At 37.6% G+C, this 17,883-nt stretch carries 10 protein-coding genes; 9 read left to right on the top strand and 1 reads right to left on the bottom strand.

Annotated elements, in window-relative coordinates; translation table 11 throughout:
* Window positions 1–6 precede the first annotated feature (6 nt).
* The 9 genes from ACVWYN_RS06920 (at window position 7) to ACVWYN_RS06880 (ending at window position 14,185) form a co-directional block, all read left to right on the top strand.
* Window positions 7–1,227: a hypothetical protein gene (locus ACVWYN_RS06920; RefSeq protein WP_457288100.1), complete on the top strand. Its 1,221-nt coding sequence runs from the start codon at window positions 7–9 to the stop codon at window positions 1,225–1,227.
* Window positions 1,228–1,274: 47 nt separating this feature from the next.
* A complete protein-coding gene (locus tag ACVWYN_RS06915; protein WP_457288099.1) occupies window positions 1,275–2,384 on the top strand; it encodes a DUF5007 domain-containing protein in 1,110 nt (369 codons plus the stop codon).
* Window positions 2,385–2,409: 25 nt separating this feature from the next.
* Window positions 2,410–5,574, top strand: a complete 3,165-nt coding sequence (locus ACVWYN_RS06910; RefSeq protein ID WP_457288098.1) for a SusC/RagA family TonB-linked outer membrane protein — start codon at window positions 2,410–2,412, stop codon at window positions 5,572–5,574.
* A gap of 24 nt (window positions 5,575–5,598) precedes the next feature.
* Complete coding sequence (locus ACVWYN_RS06905; protein ID WP_457288097.1) at window positions 5,599–7,218, top strand: RagB/SusD family nutrient uptake outer membrane protein; 1,620 nt, start codon at window positions 5,599–5,601, stop codon at window positions 7,216–7,218.
* Window positions 7,219–7,236: 18 nt separating this feature from the next.
* Window positions 7,237–8,013, top strand: a complete 777-nt coding sequence (locus ACVWYN_RS06900; protein ID WP_457288096.1) for a hypothetical protein — start codon at window positions 7,237–7,239, stop codon at window positions 8,011–8,013.
* Window positions 8,014–8,086: 73 nt separating this feature from the next.
* Window positions 8,087–9,700, top strand: coding sequence for a DUF5008 domain-containing protein (locus ACVWYN_RS06895; protein WP_457288095.1), 1,614 nt, complete (start codon window positions 8,087–8,089; stop codon window positions 9,698–9,700).
* 50 nt (window positions 9,701–9,750) lie between these two features.
* Window positions 9,751–11,562, top strand: coding sequence for a DUF4983 domain-containing protein (locus ACVWYN_RS06890; RefSeq protein ID WP_457288094.1), 1,812 nt, complete (start codon window positions 9,751–9,753; stop codon window positions 11,560–11,562).
* A gap of 83 nt (window positions 11,563–11,645) precedes the next feature.
* On the top strand, window positions 11,646–13,118 hold the full coding sequence (locus tag ACVWYN_RS06885; RefSeq protein ID WP_457288093.1) for a hypothetical protein: 1,473 nt from the start codon (window positions 11,646–11,648) through the stop codon (window positions 13,116–13,118).
* 38 nt (window positions 13,119–13,156) lie between these two features.
* A complete protein-coding gene (locus tag ACVWYN_RS06880) occupies window positions 13,157–14,185 on the top strand; it encodes a PKD domain-containing protein (protein ID WP_457288092.1) in 1,029 nt (342 codons plus the stop codon).
* 72 nt (window positions 14,186–14,257) lie between these two features.
* Here the strand turns inward: ACVWYN_RS06880 and ACVWYN_RS06875 are convergent, their stop codons facing one another.
* Entirely contained in the window at window positions 14,258–17,425 is a 3,168-nt protein-coding gene (locus ACVWYN_RS06875; RefSeq protein ID WP_457288091.1) for a VCBS repeat-containing protein, read from the bottom strand.
* Between the last annotated feature and the right edge of the window lie 458 nt (window positions 17,426–17,883).

Below are 17,883 nucleotides of genomic sequence, written 5' to 3'. Positions count from 1 at the left end.
ATAGACATGAAAAGATCAAATTTTTACGGAAGATTTTTAGCTGCAGGAATGTTATCTGCACTAATGTTTCAGGTAGGATGTAAAACCGAGGACACCTACAAAAATTCGGAACCGGTTAACAACACTACTTCACTAAATACATATGAATATTTAAAGAGTAAACCAGGTGTTTATGATTCATTAATATTTTTAGTGGATAAGTTAGGATTGCAAACAACATTGACTGATAGTACTGTTACGTTATTTGCACCTTCTAATCTTAGTTTTCAGATTGCCATTAAAAACTTAAATGAAATTCGCAGAACCCAGGGTAAACCTTCAGTTTATTTGAAGGACATCGTATCTGGCAAGGCACTTTTAGCTAAAGACCAGCTTAAAGCGGCTGCTGATTTAGCGCATATTGATACCATGACCAGCAGGTACATCATCAGAAAAGAATTCTTATCATCAGATTTCTCAGTAGGAGATGGACAGACCATTACTAGTGTTCGTAGCTCATACCCTATGCATGGACAGCGTTTATATGCTGATGCACAAGGATGGCAAAATGGTGGTTCAGAAGTTATTGAATTCGCCAATACTAAAAGAAGCGTATTTGTGCCAAACTGGTCGAAAACGACAACCACATCAGTTAACATCAAAAGCAAGAATGGTATCATTCACTTGTTAAGAGCAGATCACGTATTCGGTTTTGATGAATTTGTTAGGCGTTTAACATTGGTTCCGCCGCCAACAAATTTGACCTTGCTGGATATAGCGGCATACAATTCGGCAATTCCAAAACCACCAACCACTCCTTATAGTGTTAAGTTCAATAACGATTATCAAGATGGTGGGGTTTCTAGTGGAGAGCGTATTGATAAGTTATTTGATAATAACGTGTTAACTAAGTTTATTGCTCGTTTTACGGATGGAAATAATGCACCTACAGTAATTACTTACAAACTATTTAAAGGCCCTAGTATAGCCAATGTATATACATTAACTTCAGCAAATGATGCGCATGGAAGAGATCCTAAAAGCTGGAAATTGGAAGGTTCGTTGGATGGAGTAACCTATGTACCGCTTGATACACGTCAGGATATTGATTTCTCATCTTATTTTGAAACTAAGATTTTTAGTTTCAAAAATACGGTGGCTTATGGTTATTATAGGCTTACTATCCTAAGTAATCATGGTGATGGACTTTTTCAAATGGCAGAATGGTCGTTGAATTATCAACAATAAAAGGACCTTTAATTAACAAGTGAGAGATTTAAAACAAAAAGATTATTATGCAAAACGCAATTAAATATAAGGCTTTGATACTGTTAACAGTAGTTGTTGCTTTCTCCGGTTGCAGGAAGATTTTTAACCTGCCTGATGAGCGGGATTATCTAAGCACCAGGGCAGACTTCACTACTAAAGACTTTCATCCGAGGTTAGGTAGGACTAACATTAACATTAATGTTTTCAATGCCGACAATTCCAGCTTTCCAATGACTTTTGAGATTGTTAATCCAAGGTTCGGTGATGGTAGAGATGCCAGCGATATGTTGAAGGTTAAACCAACGTTGGTTTGGAATTCAGAATATACTGGAAAAGAAACGAGTATTGCTGAAATCGAAGCAAAAAGACATCTGGAAGATCGTCCGATGGTAGAACTTAGAAGTTCAGGAGATTTTGTGATGTGGTATACGGCTACAAAAGCTGACATTGCACCAAGGGATTCGGTCGTTTACCCTCAGAATATAAGGTATTTTGATGTGAGAATTACCAATTCTGGTGGTTCAAGAATTATTAAAAATCTTTCAGTAACACCAGAAATAGATGTTCCATATGAGCCAAGTAATGATTACAATACCACTACTGGTAAACCGAATACTACTACTCCTGGAGGAAAGGCATTAGTTCATAATTATCCTTCAATTTCAGGGATCAGAGGTGCTTTAACCAATACTCCTTTTAATGGTCCGCAAGATCCAAATACTGGTTTGGTATATATGTACATCAGAAAGTACACCGGTGATGATGCAAATGGAAGTTCATTAAGATTTAAGTTCCTGGATAAAGATTCTGTAGCTATTGATCCTGCTAAATTTGGTGATACAAAATGGGATCAGTTGGTTCATGGATTTAATAAGAATATGACTAAAACCTATGTAAAGTACGATGTAGCTTATCCAATTCCATTGGCTAGAATACCGAGTATCTATACAGCTGGTGGAATTAATGCCACCACAGGTGGCGACCAGGCTTATGTAGAATTTAGTTATTCAAGACTAGGCTTTGGTAACGTAAGGGAGACCGGAAAGATCTCTACCAATTTCAAGATCTTTGAAAAGGGAGATTGGGAGATTGTATTCCACTTCAAAACAGTTAACCCGAAATTTGAGAACGATTAAATCCTAATGATAAAAAATTAATACAATGAGAAAACAAATTATTTTGCTATCAATTTTTTTCAGTTGCATTTTTATGTGCGTGGATTTGATAGCGCAAACTAAAAAGGTTACCGTTAGGGGAACCGTAACTGATGCGGCCACGAAGGAGCCGATGGTTGGAGCGTACGTTTCAACTGGATCGCCACTTAAGGTAGTTGGTACTGTAAATGCAAATGGTGGTTATTCTGCAACTGTGGATGAAGGTGCTACTTTGGTTTTTGCTTATATCAGTTACGATACACAATCTATTAAAGTAACTCCAGGTAAGCTTATTATTAATGTAACTTTAAGAGAAACGAGAAATGATCTAAAAGATGAAGTAGTAATTCGGGGTTATGTAAAAAGAACACGTGAAACTACAACAGGTTCATCTTATATCGTATCTGGTAAAGAAGTTCAAGATGTTCCGGTTGGTAACGTTGAACAATTATTACAAGGTAAGGTTGCTGGTTTGAATATCCAGAATAACACAGGTGCTCCAGGTATGCGTGGTAGTACCAATATTCGTGGTCTTTCTACCATTTCAGTAACTGGTACTGGTGAAAATGCGTTTTTACAGCCAACATCACCTTTATACGTAATTGATGGTGTACCTATGGATGCAGATAAAGCTTCTGAGTTTGGTTTTGACCAACAGGGTCCAGGTGTGAGTCCGCTTTCACTGATTCCTCAGGAAGACATTGCGAGCATCGAGGTTTTGAAAGATGCAACAGCAACTGCTCTATATGGTTCAAGGGGTGCTTATGGTGTTATCCTGATTCAGACTGTTCGTGGTCAGTCAGAAATTCCAAGAGTAGTTTATACTTCTAACTATTTCGTTTCTACTGTTCCTAAACTGCGTGAAACTTATGGCGGTAGCAATGAGCGTAACTTTAAAATTGCGCAAATTGAACGTTATGGTAAATTCCAGGATAAATATCTAATTTCAAACACGCCATTTCTTTCAGATAGTTTAAATGCATTCTGGAACAATTCAACAGATTGGCAAGACATCTTTTATAGCAATAGATTCAATACTACACATAACGTGGCTTTAGATGGTGGTGATACAAAATTTAACTACAAGACCAACGTTGGTTATTATTCACAAAATGGTATCATTCAAAACACGGGTTTTGAACGTTATAGTTTAAATATGAACATGGAGTTTAAACCAACTACCAGGTTGCGTTTTTACGGATCATTAAGAGGTTCATTGGGTAAGGTTAAATCTGGTTCTGGTACTGGTGTGCTGCAAAAGGTTGTAGATAATAGCGCAAACAGGTCATCACTAATTCCTGGCCCTTCATTCTTGCTAGCTACCAGTGATGTGTTGACTACTTTAAAGATTAGAGAAAGTGCTGGTCCAAGGAACATCAATGCACAAATGGATGCGAGCTATGAATTGCTTCCTGGATTAAGTGCAAGTACTACTGCCAATTATGACTATACTACAGAAACTAAAGATACGTTCCTTCCTGCAGCGGCAAATAGCCAGTTTGCACAAGTGTACAATTACAGCGGTTATAGCTCACAATTGTACAATAGGAATAGCCTTTCGTTTGTAAAGTCTATTAAAGAAGAACACAATTTTTTCGTCAACTTATTTAGTGAGTTATACATCAGAAAGAATCAAATTGGGATCACCCGCCTGGAAAGATCTCCTAACGATCAGTTTGAAGGTCCATTAGGATATGATGGTTACTTCTCAAGAGGTGGTGGTATATTAACCAGTTTCTACGATTTGAAAACTGCCGCCATTGCAGCAGCGTTTACTTACGATTACAAGAAGAAATATGTAATCGACATGACTTACCGTATTGATGGTTCATCTGCTGCAGGTCAATTGGATCCCTATTCAAGAAACCCTTCAATAGGTTTAAAATGGAACTTTCAGAAAGAAAACTGGTTTAAAAATTCCAAATGGTTATCTTATGGTGATTTTAGGTTAACAGCAGGACAAAACATCTATCCAAACGGAAGTTTGACAGATATCTACGGAGCTTATGATCCAACAGGATTTTATAACAATTCTCCACGTGTAGGTATAAATACAGATCAAATACCAAATCCTTATTTGAAAGCTAAAAATGTAATTCAGTACAACTTTGGTTTTGATATGGGAATATTTGATGGTAAATTAGATGTAATTTTTGATACCTATTATAAGAAAGTTGACAATGAATTATTTAAAAATGATTTGAATACCACATTGGGCTTCGGTGTTTATCAAAGTAATGGTGTAGCATTGGCCAATTATGGTTACGAGTTGTCACTAACGAGTCGTCCTTTATCTAAAGAAAGTAAATTGCAATGGACCATCTCATTAAATGGTGCATGGAATCAGGATATTTTATTAAGATTGCCTGCACAGTACAATGGTCAGTACATTGATTTAAGAGTTCAAGATAATACACTTCAGTTTATCGCAAACAGAGTGGGTAGAAACTCATTGTCAAATTATTTGTATATTAATCAGGGTGTATTTGGAAGTACTTCAGATGTTCCTGTAGATCCGGTTACTGGTTTAAGATTAAGGTCTTTTTTTAGTAATTCTACTTTAGGCTCTTATCAGGGTGGAGACGCAAGGTTCTTTGATGCTAACGGTGATTATGTGATTGATAATAGGGACAGGCAAGTATCAGGTAATACACAACCTTTAATAACCGGTGGTTTTACTAATACTTTTCAATACGGACAATTCTCTTTGAATTTTTACGCATCATTTACTGCTAAACGTTCTGTACTGAACAACGCATTGTCAAAACGTTTGTTATTACTTAGCGATCCTTTTGGAACCAATTCTGTTCCACCAGCTGATCGTTTAAATATATGGACAGGACCTGGTGATGCCAATGCAAGGTATGCCAATGCATTTGATTATGCACATGAGGCTTATATGGGTAACTTTAGATACGAGCAGACCTTATGGCAAGAGAATGGTAGTTATTTCAAAGTTAACCAGGCAACGCTGGCTTATAGTTTGACTAAGAAAGCTGCTAAACGTGTAGGTTTAAATGGTATCCGTACTTACATTTCTTCTGCTAACTTGATTACTTTCTCTCCATATTCTGGACCTAACCCAGAGAACGTAACCAGTTTGGGTAAAGATTTGTCGAGTGGTTATCCTAACCCAAGAACATTTACACTAGGTTTTAACGTAACATTTTAATTGAAGTCACGAAAAACATAAGACATGAAAAAAATTATTATTTGCTTATTAATTGTGGTAAGCGCTTCGCAATACAGTTGTAAGAAGTTCCTGAGTATAACGCCAATTGATAAGTTGACAGGAAATAACTTCTATAAAAGTGCTGATGATATCGAAAGTAACATCAGTGATATGTACGGTAAGCTGTTTGATAAATATACAGCCACCTCATTTGCCGGTGCAACCGGTGAATTCAGGTCGGGTGAGGTAATTCCTGCGGCCCTTGGGGGTGAAGGAAGAGCAGGCTCTGGAAGAATTGGTGGTCATACCAGGAAAACTCCTGATGCCCAGGGTAGTCTTGCGAAACAAACTATTCCTACAACTACAGTTAACGATCGTCTTTTGTTAGAGGCAATTGATAATACTCGTGAGTGGCGTGGATACAATTTCCGTGATTTAACCATTTGGAAACCTTATTATGTAATTATCCAGGCAGCAAATATTTTAGTGAGTAAGCTGGAAGAAGGAATTCCTGCTTTAACAGATGAGCAAACTAAAAGATACATTGCTGAGGCTAAATTTATCCGTTGCCTGTGTTATTTTCAAATGGTTAGGTTGTATGGAGATGTAGTTTATTATACTACACCTTATGAAAAAGATGCGCTTCCAAGAGAGAATATGGTTTCTGTAATCAACAAGTGTATAGACGATTTGAAAGCACCAAAGAATGATCTTCCATTAATAATGAACGATCCATCTTTAAGAGGTGTAAGGGCAACTCGTGGAGCTGCTATTGGTCTCTTGATGAACATGTACATGTGGAATGCTGGTTTTGATCCTGCAAATAAGACTAGAAATTATACAGAAACGGCTGCTTTGGGTGATGAAATCATTAAGAGTAATGCTTTCCGATTGTTGCCAATGACAGAATGGTCTACAGTGGCAAAGGGTCGTTCTGAAGAAAGTTTGTTCGAGTTATTCAGAACATTGAACTACAATGTGGATTTGAATAATCCTTTTGCACAGGCGAATGCTTATTCGCCATTTGGAGATGCTTTTATTCACTTTCCATATAAAGTTCCGGAATATACCCACCGTTATAGTTTCTCAGTTTTCACAGATGAATATATGAAGAAAATGTATCCGGATCTTCAGGATGATCGTTTGAGTACCTGGTTTACCGCTCCCTTTGATCAAAATGCGGAAACATTTCAGTTGAAGAAATTTGCAGTGAATACTTTCGTTGATGCGAACAATCCAAACTTGGATATTAATCCGGATAATACTTATTTGATTATGAGGTATTCTGATGCAATACTACTGAGAGCAGAAGCATTGGCGGAATTGGGAATGAATACAGAAGCTGGTGAGGCATTAAATATTGTTCGTCAAAGATCGAAAGCGGTACTTTATCCTGCAGGTGCCAATGATGGAAACATTAAGGATGCGATCTTCTGGGAACGCTCTAAAGAATTACTTGGAGAGGGTAGCCATTATTATGATCTTGTTCGTACCAAAAGGATTTTGAACAAGCTCTATACAGACAATCCATTAACTGCTGATAAATTTAACAGAGGTGGATGGGCTTGGCCAGTTGATGCATCCGCTTTAAGTAATAATCCGTATATGACTTTGAATTCATATTGGATAGGTACAGGTCTTTAATCTAATTGAAATTATTAAATGAAAAAGTTTATAAAAAGATATTTTACACCACTTGCAATATGTTCAGTAGCACTGATCATGGTGGTGTCTTCTTGCTCTAAAGACAAGTACTTCATTGATGGTGGTCCTGCAAAGGCACAGTTTAATGGAAGTGTTTTACAATACCTGCAATCCAATTCTAAATTCGATTCCATTGCACAGATCGTGAAACTGGCTGGCATGGAAGATGTGTTCACGAATGAGGAGATCACTTTCTTTGCGCCTACAGATGAGGTAATCAGAAGGACGATAGGTATTGTAAATGGTTCTGTTTTTGAAACTAGGGGCGGATTAAACCAAAGATTATTTGATGCACGTAAGGATACCATCAAGACTTTAGCGGATGTTCCTTCAGCTACCTGGAAAAAGTATTTAATGCGTTATATATTTAAAGGTAAATTTGTATTGAAAGACTATCCTCAGTTGGATTTTAATTTAAAACCGTTATATCCTGGCGGATTCTATCTTGGCTATAATAATGACCTTGCTAATATAGGTGTGGTTTACAATTCTGCCGCTGGTGTTTCCTATAATGGGTTTCGTCAATTGTCCATCTCTTACATTCCGGATCCTGCAAACCCTGGTAATTTTATCCCGGCGGCAATTGCTTCGTCCGATATTCAACCAAAAAATGGGGTAGTTCATGCATTGGCTATTTATCTTTTACCTCTTATAGGAGAGAGCTTCACATCCAGTGGTGCTAATACCTTTGGTTTTAATGATGATTTTGCAAGAGAGGTTATTTTAAACCGATAAAGAATTGGATCAGATTCTATTATTTTAATAGGTCTGATCAAAGTATTAATGTAAATAAATTAAAGTAAGCATTATGAAATTTAAATATACCAGTTTAGTAGTTGTGTTAGCTGGCCTGCTGATTGGCGGATGTAAGAACAGCTCAAAAACGTTTGAGAATCCTTACCTTGGTGGTAAAGCTCCGCTAGGTATTGTTACTAACGCCCAGCAAGTTCCAGTTCCTGCTATTGGTGAGGTAGGTACAGTAGTTACCATAGCAGCAACAGGACTTAAACCATTGGAAAAGGACCTCCTTTTTCTTTTTAATGGAGAAAAGGCAGAGATTGTTTCTGTAAGTGAAGCAGGAATTACTGTTAAAGTACCACCAAGGGCAAGTTCAGGTGTTACCGCCTTCCAGGTGAATGGTCAGTTGGTGTTTGGTCCAATATTTACGGTTACTGGTAAGGTAAAAGTTGATCCAACCTGGAAAAATGTAAATGGTGCTGACAATACCGTAATAAAAGCATATAGGCTTCCTGATAACAATATCATGTTGTTGGGAGATTTCCAAAATTATGACAATAAGGGTAATGTTAAGCCAATTAGAAGAATAGTGAGGATTTTAAAAGACGGAACATGGGACCGTACATTACAATCTGGTGCTGGTGCAAACGGCGCTTTGTATGACATGGCAATACTGAATGGGAAATACTACATAGCGGGAGACTTTAGCGGATACGCGCAAAGAGGCGGAGAGATTAGTAATATTACCCAGATTAACAGTACTGGTGTAATTGATACCATTGGTGTAGATACCTACCTGAAAAAAACCAAATATGTTTCGCCATTTAACGGTGGAGTTGACAGGGTAATTCGCAGTTTGTATACTTTTAACGGCAAATTGATTGCTACAGGTGATTTTAACTATTATTTGTCTCGCCGTTACGATCAATCTAGCTATAAATACAAAGACAGTACGGTGATTGATAGTGTTGATGTTCGTCAGTTGGTGCGTTTCAATGCGAATGGTACTTTGGATAAAACATGGAGATTTTTGCCAAATGCGCCTGGTTATAAAGGAATACTTGGTAAAAGTTTGCCAGGGGGTAGTGGAAGATTATTCTCTTTGATGCATACTGATGGAAAATTATTGTGCTATGGTGAGTTTCCAAAATTTGATGATGCTACTGTTGGCAGGATAGTTAGATTAAATGCAGATGGTACGATTGATCCTACTTTTAATCCCGGTGGTGCAGGAGCAGATGATAACATTTCTTCCGTGAGCTTTAATGCGACGACCAATAAATATGTTGTTGTAGGTAGATTTAAAACTTTTAACGGAGTTTCTGCAATTAATATGGTGCAATTGAATTATGATGGCTCTGTTGATGTTGCATTCAAACCTAAATTGTTTATTGGTGGTCAGCCATATTATGTTAAACAACTTTCGGATGGTTTATCTGTGGTAACTGGTGACTTTAAGACCTATGATGGTGTTCAGAGAACTGGCTTCCTGATGGTAAATAAATTAGGAGAACTGGCAGAAGGTTATAATACTATTGGTAACGTTTTAGGTTCTGCACAAAAACTTAATGATATTTTGGAAATGCAATCAGAGGATGGAAAGCGTGCCCTGCTTTTGATGGGTAGTTTCTACATGTTTGATAGTAGGCCTTACGCCAATATCATTAGGGTAACAATAGAGTAATAATGAGAGATCAGTTTAAAACTAACCAATTGAAAAATAAACTAAAGAGTATGAAAAATTTCAAATACCAATCCTTTATTGGTGCATCTCTCTTTGTGCTGGCACTTGGTGCCTCGTGTAAAAGTGAATTTGATAAAGTGATTCCAGGTGCACCGCCAGTAAACACTGGTGTAGACTTTAAAGTACCTAAAGTATTGTACATCATTGCTGATGGTGCGAGAGGTACTTCTGTGAGAGATGCAGAAAGTGTAAATATTAAGTCACTAATAGGAAATTCCATCTATACATGGAACGGATTGGCTGACACGAGTAAAATTGATGCGACCAACTGGGCAGATATGATTACAGGTGTAAAGAAAGAGAAGCACGGTGTCGTTTCAGAAGACTTTACCGGCAATCGTTTGGCACAGTATCCTGCAATTTTTCAACGCATCAAATCGGTCAATCCAAAGATACGTATAGCAACGTTTGCTGCCTCTACTGTGTTTAAAACACAGTTAACTGGTGGTGCAGATGTTTCGGAAGCATTGGCAAATGATGATGCAGTAAAATCAAGAATGGTTGATTTCTTGAAAACCGATACTGCTTCATTGGTGTTGGGTCAGTTTTCAGGTGTAGAAATCGCTGGTAAAGCTTCAGGCTTTGACAATTCATTTGCACCTTACAAGGCTGCGATCAATGCTTTTGATGCCAAAGTAGGTGAGTTATTATCAGCTGTAAAAGCGCGTCCTACTTATGCGAAAGAAAACTGGTTGATTATCGTTACTTCGAACAGAGGTGGTAAATTTACTTTACCTGCCAATCAGGATGATAAAACTGTATTTAGCAATACGAATGCGAATGTATTTACAGTGATTTCTAACCCTGCGTTCAAAAATACCTTTATCGGTAAGCCTTTCTTGGGTAACTCATTTTCTGGGGCTGCTGTTCGTTATAAAGGTGATCCTGATAAAACACAAGGCTTGGTAAATAGTGTGCTATCTCCTAACTTTAATTTCGGAGATAAAGATTTTACTGTTTCGGTTAAAATTAAAAAGGGTAAACCTAGAAATACAGGAAAAGGTGATTATTTTTACCAATGGCCTTCCATCTTAGGAAAACGTAATCAGGCAGGATGGGGTAATGATAATCCAGGTTGGGATATGTGTTTATTCTATAACGGATGGCGCTTATTTGCTCAAGGTGGTACTAATTTTGACACTGGAACGGAAATTGGCGGTTTGGATTTTGGTGGTGATACCTGGCATGATTTGACCTTTACGGTTGAGAAAAAAGCTGATGGGGCAAGATATGTGAGAATGTATACAGACGGTGTAAAAGGTGTAACAAATGGTCAAGCTAGTAGTAACCGTGACTGGGCTGGTCCAGGTGGCTCACCTTCAGCGCCTGTAAACGTAGAAGTAAAACTAACTGGTCAACCAAATTTTGACAACAACGCACCGATGCGTGTGGGTTATAGTCCTGGTGAAAGTGATGGTGACTTTGGTAGTATCAATATCAACCTGGCTGAACTTAAAATCTGGAGAGCAGCTTTACCTGAATCTGTAATTAAGCAGTATTCTTGTGATCCTACTATGGATTCAAGTCATCCTTACTACGATTATCTTGTGGGATATTGGCCATTAAATGAAGGTACTGGAAAAACGATGAAAGATATAGGTGGTCCATTCGGTGCAGATTTTACTTTGCAAGGAACCTATTCATGGGAATCTTTCTCAGATTTATTATGTTCTCCTTCTATAGGCACTTTAGGTACTTTAGTTCCTAAAAACTCTGATTTACCTGCACAGATTATTAGCTGGTTTAATATTGCCCGCCAGGATGCATGGGGATTAGATGGTAAGGTTTGGATTTCTAACTAATTAATTTATACAGGAGGCTTGTATATATTGCAAGCCTCCTAAATATTTGTTTACATACACTACCTACTATAAATAAAATAAACATGAAAAAAATTTTTACTTACTCGCGGTTAGGCCTTCTGGCAGTGATTGCGCTTTTCACAGCCTCCTGTGCGAAGGAAAAGCTTGCTGATGTCTTGTCTACTGAGTCATTTGCGAATGTTGGGATTTCATTGCCGGCAAAAATGGAGATTGGAACAGGTAGTAACTTTACGTTAACGGGTGCCGAAATTACTATTCCTGTAACTGTAAATTTTTCTGGTCCAACTACCAGGGCATTCACTGTGCAACTTTCCTCTAGTGTTGATACTGTTGCTCAATTGATTACCGCAGGTACTTTGGCACCAGGAACGTTGCCACTTGTTTCATCTGTATATTCTATTCCTACTGTACTTAATGTGCCAATTGGTGTAAGCAGTACAACTTTCAATTTAATAGTAAGTCGTTCTTTTTTGGAACAGAAATATGGAAAAAGCATTGCACTTGCAGTTAAGCTAAACAACCCAGCTAAAGGTAATTCATTGGAGTCTGGAAAGTCTGCCGCTATAGTGGTCATCAAAACTGCTGAAGCCATTGCTGCAGGTGATGTGCACTATGTATCTTTTGCAGGTGCTACCAATGCACAGTATGCATTACCTACTGCCGGTGATTTGATTGGCATACAAGCTAAAACTTATGCTTTTAGTTCTCAAGGTATGACCTTTAATATCCCGCTATCGCTCTCTGGCGTTGCAGGAACTGCTTTTACGGTTGATGTTGTCGCATTCCCTGATACAGTTACCACCTTGATCAATAATGGTACTTTGACCAACACGGTTTTATTAGGAGCGGGTGATTATTCTATTGGCAAGGTTACTTTTGCTGACAATAAGAATACAGCAGTGTTGACTATCAATAATAATGTTAACCCTATACTTGCTCAAAAAGGTAAGAAATTTGCAATTGGCTTAAAACTTACTAATCCCTCTAGATTCCAGGTAGCTGGTCAGACTGAAAAGAAATCAATTGTTGTTGTTTTTGATTCAGATTATTTCAGACCGTACAATGGTACTCCTTTTGTAATATCAGGAAATATTGGACAAGCATCACCAATTATTTATGCTGCCCTTTATGATTTGGGTGGAGAAGGTGTTGCTTATCATGATGACAACAATAAAGATGGTACTGATTTCCGCGCACCGGACAAAGTTGACGTTGGTGATTATAATCCACGTAGTGTTGTTGGCTGGACAAATAATGGTGAGTATTTGACATATACAATAAAGGTAGAAGCTGCCGGTACTTACGAACTGAACTCTATAATCGGTGCTAACGGTGACAACGGGAAATATAAAATATTTATTGATGACATAGATATTTCTGGTGAAAAATTTGCTAAAGCAACTCCAGGAAAATGGGGAGATCAGCAACCTAATTACATTACTGTTCAACTTCCTGCTGGGAGACATATATTCAAATTCTTGATGATTGATCCGAGCTACGATGTACGTGGATGGATCTTCACCAGGAAGAGCTAGATATAGCTCAAAACTAAAATAAACCAAACCACAATATCATGAAGAAATTAGTTAAGCCATTAGCGCTGTTATTTTTCGCGGGAGCATTAGCCTCCTGCGAAAAAGACCAGCCTGTACAGATAGAAGATACAGGCACCCTTGTAAATCCATTTTCCAGTTATGATGTTATAAAGGGAGATGATGCATTTTCATTCGAATTTAAAAACAACTCTAAAAATTATTCCAAGTTAGAGTGGAGATTTGGAGATGATAGTTTATCACTTTTGGATAATCCCAAGCATGTTTATTTGTCTACAGGTAAGTTTCAGGTAGATTTGAAAGCATTTTCAGCTGACGGTGCGGTAACACGCAAACTTACTGACATTAACATTATACCAGATAGTGTTGGTAAAATTACTGCCGTAAAAACGGGTGTAGCCAATCAGGTAAAATTTAGTGCTGATGTAAAGGCAACTATCAAATCTATTGAGTGGATGTTCAATGATGTTACTCCTGCAGTAAAATCTTTAGAACTATCGCCGATTAGAACTTATAATGCCGGATCGTTTAATTCTTTCAGTGTTAAGATTACTACAGTAAAAGGGTCTGTTATAAACTTAAGTAAATTTGTTACTCCAGAAGGTCTTGCAGAGAACATTACGCAAAACAATATTGGCTTTACTGCTTCAAGGGACAATAGCAATACCAATGAAAACGCAGCTAAGTTAGTTGACAACAATGTGGAGACCAAAATATATTTAGGTGGACCTCCTTTTCCGATCATCTTTCAATTTAAGTTTGCTTCGGCGCAAACAGTTAAGATTTATGCAATCGGAAATGCTAATGACACGGAAACTAGAGATCCTAAAATTTGGACTATTGAAGGTTCAAACGATGAGAAAAGTTGGACTATTGTTGACTCCAGGTCTTTAACAACAACCTTATATGCACTTTCTGGAAATAAATATAAACAATTGACTTATTTCACCATTTCTGATCCAAAGCCTTTTATATTTTATAGGTGGAACATCACAAAAAATTCTGGAAGTGCTAATTTCCAGGCATCTGAAATCAGATTGTTTAGATAGAATTAACAAATAGAGAAAAAGGCGTCAGAACTACAAATCTGGCGCCTTTTTTTTATTTGATTATGCTGTTAATTATCTCCCGAATTTAAAGGCCCTCATCTTTTGTTGATTAATGCCAAATAACAAGGTGTTGTTTATCTTTATTACACTCCTTACATCACCCTTAAGGTTAAGGCCGGTTCTTGTAACATTTTTAAAAGAACCTCTACCATCACCAGCTAGCAATACGCCGTGGTTTGCATCATATTTTCCAAACCGGATACGCGACTGATTGATATTTCCGCACAGTAATATATCCTTATTGCCGTCATTGTTTGCATCAAAGCAGGTGATGGTAAATACTGGGGCAAATTGCGCTTCTATGGGTAGCTGTTTTTCTTTAAATTTTCCATTTCCAGTATTCTCGAAATAAGCTGTTTTTAAATAGTTAGCTTTTAATACTTTGGCACCTTTGAGCTCTTCTGGAGTGAAAATTTGGTTCAATCCCGCATCAGCAAAACTTGTGTAACTAGGGAAACGTTGCCTCATAACACTCAATTGATCCAATAACTCATCTCTTGTTAGGTACGGATAGCTTTTCCCCATAATTGGTAAACATAGAATAGGGTCTATTGCTCCATTATCATCAAAGTCTTTATATACCAGCTCGGCCGATTCTTTTTCACTTGCGTGACATTGACTATTTAACCCCAGGTTGCCAATGATTAAGTCAGGTTTTCCATCGCCATTCATATCTTCCACTTTTAAGGTATTCCACCATCCGGTATAGTCCCTTTCGAAATATTTCTTTGTCCTATTTTTTAGTTTCCCAGCTTCATTTATATAAATACTAATGGGCATCCAATCACCTATTAAAATAAGGTCATCTTTTTTGTCGCCATTTAAATCTAATACGGCTGCATCTGTAACCATTCCAATATATTCCAAATCAGGAGCTATTCTGTTAATTTGATTTGTAAAATGACCTTTTCCGTCATTTATCAATAGGAAGCTTTTTGGTGCTTCCGGGTATTTTCCAGGCATCACACGGCTTCCAACAAATATATCTGGTTTTCCATCTCCATTAAAATCACCCACCTTAGCGCAGCTCTTGCTCACATGCATTTCTGGCACTGCATTTAAAGATTTAGTAAGTTTGCCTTTTCCATCATTTAGGTAAAGACGATCCTCAAAGAGAGGGTCACCATCTTTAAAGTTTCCATAACCTCCACTAACTACATAAAGATCCTGGTAGCCGTCTCCATTTGCGTCAAAGAATACCGCCTCCGTATCTTCACTCATTGCATCTGCTAAAAATGGATGCTCATCTTTAATGAATTTTCCACTCCGCTGTTGAATAAATAGAGCTCCGGCCTTGTTAACATCTCCGCCAACAAAAACGTCTTCTAGTCCATCGCCATTGACATCTGCCTTAGCCATGCATGGTCCGTCAAAGGAAAGGGAATTAACCAGTAATGGCTGACGTTTAAAATCATTGATTTCATTTTTTACCTGTGCGTATGCTAGAGGTGAGTTGATCTCTGTAAATAATCCTTTTTCTTTTTGGGGTCTATTATAGGTTTCTTTAGCATCTTTTTCTGAGACTAACAACTGCCTGTTAGAGGTTACATTTGTAATGACCTGCTTCTTTCCACTTGGCCAAATGATTCGTAATGAATCAACCATCTTTTCTTTACCCAGACCGAAATGAATGTTTTGCGAAACGCTTGATAAATATCCTTTAGATGGCATCTGTTCAATGCACTGCTGTTTTCCTTTATTAAAAAGAGTAATTAACGCACCTAGACCATCAGTATTTTTACCAGAGCCTTTCAACTTAATTTTCAGATAATTTGATAAGGAATCACTCTTGTTTTCATAAATAAAAGGTGCTCTATTCATGTTATTCACAATAAGATCCAGATCACCATCGTTATCCAGGTCACTGTAAGCTGCACCATTACTATTGGATGGAATATTTATTCCCCAATCAACACCTTTATTTTTAAAAGTAGAGTTTCCTTCATTTTTGAATATATAATTCTTTACGTTAGAGGATGGTACCTTTTTTAACATGGACACTAAATCTGTTGGCGAAATATCGCCATTTTTGCTCATCATGTACTGTTCATTGTATTTAAGCACATCCATGTTGGTAAAGTCGCGCATAAATCCGTTGGTGATAAATAAATCTTTCCAGCCATCATTGTCGTAATCTGCAAACAATGGTGCCCAACTCCAGTCGGTATTTGAAATGCCGGCAAGCTGACCAACTTCACTGAAGGTTCCATCTCCATTATTGATTTGCAGCATATTGCGCTGATACTGATAAAAGAAACCATTTCGAAGATTTATATTATAGACTTCGTAATTATCCAGACCAGCAAGCAATTTCTGACGCCTATTGTCTTCTGGAAGCATATCAAGTGTAAATATGTCGGGAAGTCCGTCGTTATTCACATCTGTAATCGTATTTCCCATAGCAAAGAGCGACATGTGATCCAGCATTTTTTGCGCCTGATCTGTAAATGTCCCATCTCCATTATTGATATACATTCGATCAGGTATGGCATAGTCGTTGGATAAATAGATGTCTGGCCACCCATCACCATTAATATCTGCAACGCCACCAGCAAGACTGTAAGATAGGGTAGACATATCTAATCCAGCCATTTTACTAACATCTTTAAAGTGGCCGTTGTCATTTCTAAACAACTTTGACCTGGCAAGCGGATCTTCTTGCTTTTTTAATTCTTTAATGGTCATGTCGTCCAGATTGCTGAGCACCTTCACATTGTCATCAATTAAAAGAAGATCTAGGTCACCATCCTTATCGAAATCAAAAAATACAGATTGCGTACTATAGGATGGGTCATCTAAACCATATTTTGCGGCCTCATCAAGAAACGTAGGTATCCCGGCTGCATTTACTCCCTGATTAATAAATAGTTGATTTCTTGTTTCTGGTCCTGCTTGCCTGCCCGCATAGCAAACGTATATGTCGAGTAATCCATCGCCATTTACGTCTACCATATTCACCCCATTTTTCCAACTATTTGCTCTTCCTCCTACACCCGCTATGTCTGTAATGTCTTCGAACTTCATATTGCCCTTATTCCGATACAATTTATTTCCGGTCATATTTCCAGAAAAGTAAATTTCATCTATACCATCATTATTCAGATCGCCCGCTGCCACACCGCCGCCACTATAAAACCCCTGATAAAATCCACCTGTATTGTTGTTAAAGTCTTCCTTCACAACATTATTAAATAAAATATTAGTGCGCGAAGAATCAAGTAGTACAAATAGGGGCTTCTGTAACGCATGATTGGAATCTTTCTCGCCTTTATGTGTACATGAAAATAAGCATGTTAGACAAAGAAAACTTAAGACAGTATTGCAAATATTCTTTAAGGGTAATTTTAAATTTATTGAAGCTGGTTTGCGCATAAGGTAGGTTGACACATTTGGCTGTCCGTTCATGGATGGTTTATTTGGTTGTTTTATGGAGTACTCCCTCAAGGTGACATTTTTTTTTGAAAAGTCCTATACCATTTGAAGTTTTATATCATTTTATTTGAGCTCTGCTATTGCTATAGGAGCTCCTATAATTATTACAATAAAAGTGGGCTTTCTATCGCTTGAATTATTGTAAAAACTTAGCTACATCTAGGTTAGAGTTAGCTTATGGAGCAATATTTGCTATTTTCGCATTA

The sequence above is a fragment of the Pedobacter sp. UYP24 genome (assembly GCF_054057295.1).
The sequence above is the reverse complement of the archived record's forward strand: the minus strand, read 5'-3'. Positions and strand labels throughout refer to the sequence as shown.

What these genes read in the sequence shown, in the direction of transcription:
- ACVWYN_RS06920 (WP_457288100.1), top strand. Translation starts at nt 7, where the DNA reads ATGAAAAGATCAAATTTTTACGGAAGATTTTTAGCTGCAGGAATGTTA.
- ACVWYN_RS06915 (WP_457288099.1), top strand. Translation starts at nt 1,275, where the DNA reads ATGCAAAACGCAATTAAATATAAGGCTTTGATACTGTTAACAGTAGTT.
- ACVWYN_RS06910 (WP_457288098.1), top strand. Translation starts at nt 2,410, where the DNA reads ATGAGAAAACAAATTATTTTGCTATCAATTTTTTTCAGTTGCATTTTT.
- ACVWYN_RS06905 (WP_457288097.1), top strand. Translation starts at nt 5,599, where the DNA reads ATGAAAAAAATTATTATTTGCTTATTAATTGTGGTAAGCGCTTCGCAA.
- ACVWYN_RS06900 (WP_457288096.1), top strand. Translation starts at nt 7,237, where the DNA reads ATGAAAAAGTTTATAAAAAGATATTTTACACCACTTGCAATATGTTCA.
- ACVWYN_RS06895 (WP_457288095.1), top strand. Translation starts at nt 8,087, where the DNA reads ATGAAATTTAAATATACCAGTTTAGTAGTTGTGTTAGCTGGCCTGCTG.
- ACVWYN_RS06890 (WP_457288094.1), top strand. Translation starts at nt 9,751, where the DNA reads ATGAAAAATTTCAAATACCAATCCTTTATTGGTGCATCTCTCTTTGTG.
- ACVWYN_RS06885 (WP_457288093.1), top strand. Translation starts at nt 11,646, where the DNA reads ATGAAAAAAATTTTTACTTACTCGCGGTTAGGCCTTCTGGCAGTGATT.
- ACVWYN_RS06880 (WP_457288092.1), top strand. Translation starts at nt 13,157, where the DNA reads ATGAAGAAATTAGTTAAGCCATTAGCGCTGTTATTTTTCGCGGGAGCA.